Source organism: Ammoniphilus soli (genome assembly GCF_040813775.1).
The window spans coordinates 22785-29158 of sequence record NZ_JBEGDL010000050.1; the positions used below are offsets into that span (position 1 = coordinate 22785).

Consider the following 6374-nt stretch of genomic DNA (forward strand, 5'->3'; position numbering starts at 1 on the left):
TGTACTATTAAACTAATACAATTTTTAATAGGAGGTTTTCCGTAATGACCACATGGTTAAGTCTAACCAAAAAAGAGCTGCGATTAGGAATGCTAGCCTTTCTATTCCCTTTGATCGCCTTTCTTCTTATTACAAGTGTTGCTTATTACATCGGCTCTCAGTATGGGTACCAGTGGGAAGCTGTTCTCGGAGTAGCTATTTTTATTTCTGGTTTTCAAGCGTTTTACTTAGTTTATTACCTGTTTTTTAGCTTGCGATCGGAAAGAAAAAAACTCCATTTATGGCTGCATAATCCCATGACAGGTTCCTCGCTATTATCATCGAAGGTGGTTGCCGGACTTATTTCCATGTTAATCACGCAGGCGATCATTGGAATCACCTTACTTCTAGCATTACATTTATCGGCCAACATCCCCAAACCAGTGCCCTGGTCAATCATTATAGACTTCGGACTTTTTAGCGCAGTTCAGCTTTTCGTAGTTGCCATTAGCTTTGCTAGTTGGTTTTTGTTTTACTGGGGAATCTATAGGATCATCGCTAGCAAACTAGGCACATTTTTAAGTATTCTGTCCACCTTCATCATTGTAATTGCAACTAGAACGTTATATAACTGGCTTTTAGAGTCTCCATTATATGAGCGGCTTACGATGTGGGGTCAATTTCAAGCTACGAGTATGATTGAAGCCATGAATTTTATTCAAAGCTTGGAATATAGCCCAGAAATGATGATTGATACCGAGCCATTCAGCCTCTATTTGGGCGCCTATGTCATGGAAGGAGTAATGGTTGTTTTACTTTTCTTCGTTGCTAGTTGGATATTGGACCGAAAAGTTGAGGTGTAAAGAAATGACAGAATTTCATTCATCACACCCCATTTATCTCCAACTGGCCGTTCGGATTAACGAGCAGATCCTGCGTGGTGAAATGAAGCCTGGTGACAAACTTCCATCCGTCCGAGAGATGGCTATTCAGGTTAAAGTAAATCAGAACACGGTACAACGAACCTATCGAGAGTTGGAAGGGATGGGAACGGTGGAGACGAAACGAGGGCAAGGGACGTTTGTCACGGAAAATATAGGCATATTAAACCAAATGAGAGAACGGCTTAAGCAGGAGAAAATCTCACAATTTGTCCAAGGCATGCATGCCTTGGGGTTCTCAAACCAAGAAATCGAAAAGGGACTCCAAATATTTTTGCATCAGAGTAAAGGGGATGCCAATCAATGATCAAGCTTAATCAAGTAACCAAGAAATTTATGACCAAGGTTGCTCTCGATGAGGTTAATCTAGAGCTGACGAAGGGGAAAATCGTTGGGCTCGTCGGAGAAAACGGTAGTGGAAAATCAACGACATTAAAATTAATAGCGGGCCTCATTCAACCATCTAAAGGGAGTGTTACCGTAAACGGGGTTAGAGTCGATCGCCGTATCGCCAAGCAGGTTTCGTATTTATCAGAGCTGGATGAATATTACGGATTTTACAATGTCGGTCAAACGATTGATTTTTATGCATCACAGTTTCCGGATTTTAATAGAGAGAAAGCGGAAGAAATCCGCACATTCATGAAATTGGACCCGAACGCTAAGCTTAAAAACCTTTCCAAAGGAAATCGCGGACGGTTAAAGATGGTTCTTACCCTTGCACGGGAAGTTCCTGTCATTTTAATGGATGAACCTCTTTCCGGTCTTGATCCGATGGTTCGTGATTCCATTGTAAAGGGATTAATTGAATTCATTGATCTTGAGAATCAAATCGTGCTGATCACGACTCATGAAATCAATGAAATTGAAACGATTCTTGATGAAGTGATTGCGATTAAGGACGGACATATTATTGGACATCATAACGTGGAATTGCTACGCAGTGAACAAAACATGGGAATCGTTGAATGGATGACCAAAATCTATCAATAATCTCCCACTGAAAAAGCATCTTTTTACAGGTGCTTTTTTTGGTTTCAATACGATCAGGAACAGTTTTTTCATAACGTGATAAAATATTAAACCAAATGCATTTAAGTGGCTAAAAAAATTTAGAAATTCAACCCGCTAATGAAAATGCCTTTGATGGGATTTTAGTTATTAATAAACGCTTAAATGATTAGGTTATTGAGCTGACGAGGATCGATAGCGTGCTATAAGGGATGCTACGGCATCCCATTCTTTTTGTTCCGCTAATGGACAGAATAGTTTAATATGAATTATCTTCGTAATGTCAGTAAAATAAACTTTTCACCCTAATTAATTGGTCATCTTCGAAGGGGTTCTTGTTAACGAATCAAAACAGATTTATAAGGTAATGCTTATTAACAAGAAATTCCTAATAAGGAGACATATTAATGTTTTCAGCCATTCGTCCCTACATGCCATTGATTTTTACCTTATTATGGCTAATTGCAATATGGCGTTTTGGGGATTGGAGAAATTTGAAGAAATATTACCCATCCATCCTTTTCTCAACTGTTGTAAGTCTAACTGTTTTTCATCTTACGCATAATTATCCATTATGGAAATTTCACAGCTCTTTTCTCTTTCCAAATCGAACAATACAAGAATTACGGTTAGATTATTTTATCTTACCTTCTATTTGCTTTCTTTTTCTTACGTTTTATCGTTATAAATCCATTATTCAACAGTTTTTGTATATTACATTCTGGACTGTTCTCTTGTCGATATTAGAAGCTCTTCTTGCTAATGCAAAGATAATAACCTATCACAATGGGTGGAACATTTGGTGGTCAGTCGTATTTTGGTTTATCTCGCTTCCTGTCATACGTCTCCATTATTCCAGACCTTTTTGGGCTTGGTTAGCGGCTCTGTTATTAACGATTTTATCAATTATATACTTTGAAATTCCAATTCGTGAACTGGATTAATTCTATTCTGTTATTTGTTCAGCGACGGGATTCGATAGCGCGGGGGACGGGATTAGCATCCGTCCTTGTTTCGTTGCTGCGGTAACGGGAGTTTAACGTAATAAGCAGTATAAAAAAAATGTTTGCATAATCTATATCATAGGAGTAAGATATCATTCATAATTGAACTTTTTGGAAATCGCTTAGTTCCTTTTATGGGAAGCGGGGGACCCAATAAATATGGGGTGAATCTTGTGTAGGTACATTTTTTATCTTCCTTCACAGGTAGGGCGACTCTCACGCCCGAATCCGACAGCTAACCTCGTAAGCGTATGAAGAGGGGTGGATGATATCGTGCATAAGCATGGTTTTTTTGATGATGCTTAATCTAGCCACGAAGAGATACTCTCTTTTGTTGGCTTTTTTATTTTTCATTTGGTAATTCTATACACATAGAGATGGTTCCCTATATCGTGTTACATTTACACATTGTTTTAGAAGGGATGTATTTTATGGCTGCGAAAACATTTGCCATCATTGGTATGGGACGTTTCGGTTCTAGCGTTGCTAAAACGCTTTATGAGATGGGTTATGAAGTCATGGCAATAGACTCTTCTGAGGAGAGTATACAAGAACATGTACAATATACTACTTATGCCGTTCAAGCTGACTCAACGGATGAGCAATCCCTGAAAGAACTTGGTATCCGAAATTTTGATACCGTTGTCGTTGCTATTGGCGAAGATATTCAAGCCAGTATCTTAACAACCCTTGTTTTAAAAGAATTGGGTGTAAAGAACATAATAGTCAAGGCAAGAAACGAACGTCATGGAAAGGTACTTTATAAAGTCGGTGCTAATAGAGTAGTCTTTCCTGAGAGGGATATGGGGAGTCGTGTGGCTCATAATCTTGTATCACCAAACATCCTTGATTTTATTGAATTAGCCGCAGACTATAGTATTGTTGAAGTTGTAGCAGGAGAAAAGTTGGATGGAAAATCACTTATTGATTTAAATATCCGTCCAAAGTTTGGGGTCAATGTTATGGCGATAAAAAGTGGACCCCGTATCAACATTGCTCCTCAAGCGGGAGATATGATTCAAGCCGATGATATTCTGGTTGTGATGGGTGAGAATGCCCATTTAAAACGTTTTGAGGAAAGTATTACTTAGGTTTATTCATTCTAGCTACCCTGCATAAAAAGAGGTTGTTATTTCATGTCATTGCTAAATAAAAAAATGAGGTTAATTGAAATTCATCCTGCACGTCTTCTTATTTTAGGGTTTGGGACGTTAATTCTTATCGGGACCATGTTGTTTATGCTGCCGATAGCAACGGTAGAAGAAGGGCATGGATTAAGTTTTATTGATGCCCTATTCGAAGCCACGTCAGCGGTTTGCGTAACGGGATTAGCCGTTGTTGATACGGGTACAACGTTTACTCCGTTTGGGGAAGCTGTACTTCTGGTCCTCATTCAAGTTGGAGGATGGGGGTTTATGACGACAGGGGTATTCATGGTTGTCCTTTTGGGGAAAAAGATTGGTCTAAAGGAGCGATTAGTTCTCCAAAGCACGTTAAACCAGTTTGCATTAGAAGGTGTCGTAAAACTTGTATTAAGAATTATCACCATCACGCTCTTAATTGAAGTGTTAGGAGCCATCATTCTCTCTATCCGTTGGTCAATGGAAATGCCGGTAGGAAAAGCCATTTGGTATGGAATATTTCATTCCATATCGGCGTTTAATAACGCTGGATTCGGATTAGAACCAGATAGCTTAAGCAAATGGGTCGGCGACCCTATCATTAACCTAGCCATCACTTTTTTGTTCATCTCTGGTGGTATTGGATTTACGGTAATCATGGATTTGTGGGTGAAAAAATCTATTCGTAAATTATCCCTTCACTCTAGACTTGCGCTACTTATAACGGTAATTATCAATGTGGTTGCGTCTATTGTTATATTTGTTGCTGAATTTAACAACCCAGCTACGTTAGCTCATTTACCTTTATCGGACAAACTATGGGCATCGTATTTTCAGGGAGTTGTACCACGGACAGCAGGATTCAATACGATTGATATCACAGCCATGACTCTTCCGTCACTCATTTTTATCATGGCACTCATGTTCATTGGAGCTTCCTCCGCTTCGACAGGTGGTGGCATCAAAATTACAACCTTTGCTTTGATCCTCCTTGCTTTATGGTCCGTTCTAACCAATAAAGATGAAGTGAACGCTTTAAGGAGGAGAATTTCGTGGGAGTTAGTTAATAAAGCATTTTCAATTGGACTCACGGGAATTCTATTCATATTTATTATATTCTTCCTGCTTTCTTTTACGGAAAAGGCAGATATGAGCATTATTCTTTTCGAAACCGTTTCTGCATTCGGAACCGTGGGACTGTCAGCTGGATTGACGGGTGACCTTTCTCCTCTCGGAAGGATTCTTATTACCATTATGATGTTTATTGGAAGGATTGGACCATTAACCATGGCATTTGCATTGCTAAAGCATAGTAATAAAAGTAAAGTGAAGTACATTGAAGAGAAGATATTAATCGGATAAGTGATTAAGCTCTTTCCATTCTGGGAGGAGTTTTTTGTTGTGTTAATAAAAATCACTAAATTTGGAATGGTGTCCTATTAAACGGGGATCGATAGCTCGATATGAGGATATTTCGGCATCCCTTTTTTGTTGCTGCGCTAAAGGGCAGTTTAACGCAATACCATGTTTTATTTAGGGATACGGTTCGTCGATTACGGTCTGGTAAAGCATTTTTTATACCTCTTGGCGTATAGTCTCTAAACTTTAATATTGTTAGCATTAAAAAAACCTTCCTTTCGGAAGGTTTAAAATTAGCCTTTCAATAATTATTATTCAACCTGCACGTTCGATTGATTTTATCCTAACCTTCTTTAGAAAGTTCACTATATTTTTTGAAATTGTCTAGAATCGCCTGCCAGCCTGCTTTTTGCATCTCAATGGAATTGGTGGTTTCCGCTTCAAAAGCTTCAATTACCTTAGTGTCGTTATCTTGACTAATAAAAGTGACCGTAACTTTTCTTCCATCTCCAAGAGTGTAAGAAATAAATTCGTTTATTCTAATTTTATCATAAACTCCACCAAAATCAAATCCAAAGCTTCCATCCTTTGCTTCCATTCTTGTATGAAATTTTCCGCCAACCCTTAAATCATTTTCGGCATTTGGTGCATGCCAGTCATCAGAGGCAAAAGTCCATTTCGTTATATGCTGTGGTTCTGTCCAATATTCCCAAACTTTTTCAACTGGTGCATGAACTCTGGTTTCTACCGTTATTGTTACTTTATCACCTGTTTCCATTACTAATTACCGCCTCACTTTATTAAATTTAAATATATGGATAATTATACCATTAAATTAATGGATATAGTAGCGGAGGAATAGCTGTCGTGGCTAGTTCTCTTTTTGTTTCTGAACTATTGGGCATAATGTTGAATACGGTATGTTAATAAATGGTTTTGTAAGTTAGTTTAAGTCATGT

At 38.4% G+C, this 6374-nt stretch carries 7 protein-coding genes and 1 riboswitch; of the genes, 6 read left to right on the forward strand and 1 reads right to left on the reverse strand.

The features are described 5' to 3' along the window. Window positions 1-44: 44 nt before the first annotated feature. From ABLT31_RS35245 to ABLT31_RS35270, 6 genes are all read left to right on the forward strand, one after another. Complete coding sequence (locus tag ABLT31_RS35245) at window positions 45-842, forward strand: hypothetical protein (RefSeq protein ID WP_367760328.1); 798 nt, start codon at window positions 45-47, stop codon at window positions 840-842. A gap of 4 nt (window positions 843-846) precedes the next feature. Beyond that, window positions 847-1227, forward strand: a complete 381-nt coding sequence (locus ABLT31_RS35250; RefSeq protein ID WP_367760329.1) for a GntR family transcriptional regulator — start codon at window positions 847-849, stop codon at window positions 1225-1227. After that, on the forward strand, window positions 1224-1913 hold the full coding sequence (locus tag ABLT31_RS35255; RefSeq protein ID WP_367760330.1) for an ABC transporter ATP-binding protein: 690 nt from the start codon (window positions 1224-1226) through the stop codon (window positions 1911-1913). The genes ABLT31_RS35250 and ABLT31_RS35255 overlap by 4 nt, the downstream gene beginning before the upstream one ends. A gap of 425 nt (window positions 1914-2338) precedes the next feature. After that, complete coding sequence (locus ABLT31_RS35260) at window positions 2339-2875, forward strand: CBO0543 family protein (protein WP_367760331.1); 537 nt, start codon at window positions 2339-2341, stop codon at window positions 2873-2875. Between the two features lie 169 nt (window positions 2876-3044). Beyond that, a riboswitch (cyclic di-AMP (ydaO/yuaA leader) is annotated at window positions 3045-3201 on the forward strand. A gap of 165 nt (window positions 3202-3366) precedes the next feature. Continuing rightward, a complete protein-coding gene (locus ABLT31_RS35265) occupies window positions 3367-4026 on the forward strand; it encodes a potassium channel family protein (protein ID WP_367760332.1) in 660 nt (219 codons plus the stop codon). A 45-nt stretch (window positions 4027-4071) separates the two neighbouring features. Further along, window positions 4072-5418 carry a TrkH family potassium uptake protein gene (locus ABLT31_RS35270; protein WP_367760333.1) on the forward strand — a complete coding sequence of 449 codons (1347 nt, stop codon included), beginning with the start codon at window positions 4072-4074 and terminating at the stop codon, window positions 5416-5418. A gap of 340 nt (window positions 5419-5758) precedes the next feature. Here ABLT31_RS35270 and ABLT31_RS35275 read toward each other — a convergent pair whose 3' ends face one another. Continuing rightward, a complete protein-coding gene (locus ABLT31_RS35275) occupies window positions 5759-6193 on the reverse strand; it encodes an SRPBCC family protein (RefSeq protein WP_367760334.1) in 435 nt (144 codons plus the stop codon). Window positions 6194-6374: the final 181 nt, after the last annotated feature.

Bases quoted from the DNA above. Each gene is read 5' to 3' on its own strand.
- ABLT31_RS35245 (WP_367760328.1), top strand. From the start codon at position 45: ATGACCACATGGTTAAGTCTAACCAAAAAAGAGCTGCGATTAGGAATG.
- ABLT31_RS35250 (WP_367760329.1), top strand. From the start codon at position 847: ATGACAGAATTTCATTCATCACACCCCATTTATCTCCAACTGGCCGTT.
- ABLT31_RS35255 (WP_367760330.1), top strand. From the start codon at position 1,224: ATGATCAAGCTTAATCAAGTAACCAAGAAATTTATGACCAAGGTTGCT.
- ABLT31_RS35260 (WP_367760331.1), top strand. From the start codon at position 2,339: ATGTTTTCAGCCATTCGTCCCTACATGCCATTGATTTTTACCTTATTA.
- ABLT31_RS35265 (WP_367760332.1), top strand. From the start codon at position 3,367: ATGGCTGCGAAAACATTTGCCATCATTGGTATGGGACGTTTCGGTTCT.
- ABLT31_RS35270 (WP_367760333.1), top strand. From the start codon at position 4,072: ATGTCATTGCTAAATAAAAAAATGAGGTTAATTGAAATTCATCCTGCA.
- ABLT31_RS35275 (WP_367760334.1), bottom strand. From the start codon at position 6,193: ATGGAAACAGGTGATAAAGTAACAATAACGGTAGAAACCAGAGTTCAT.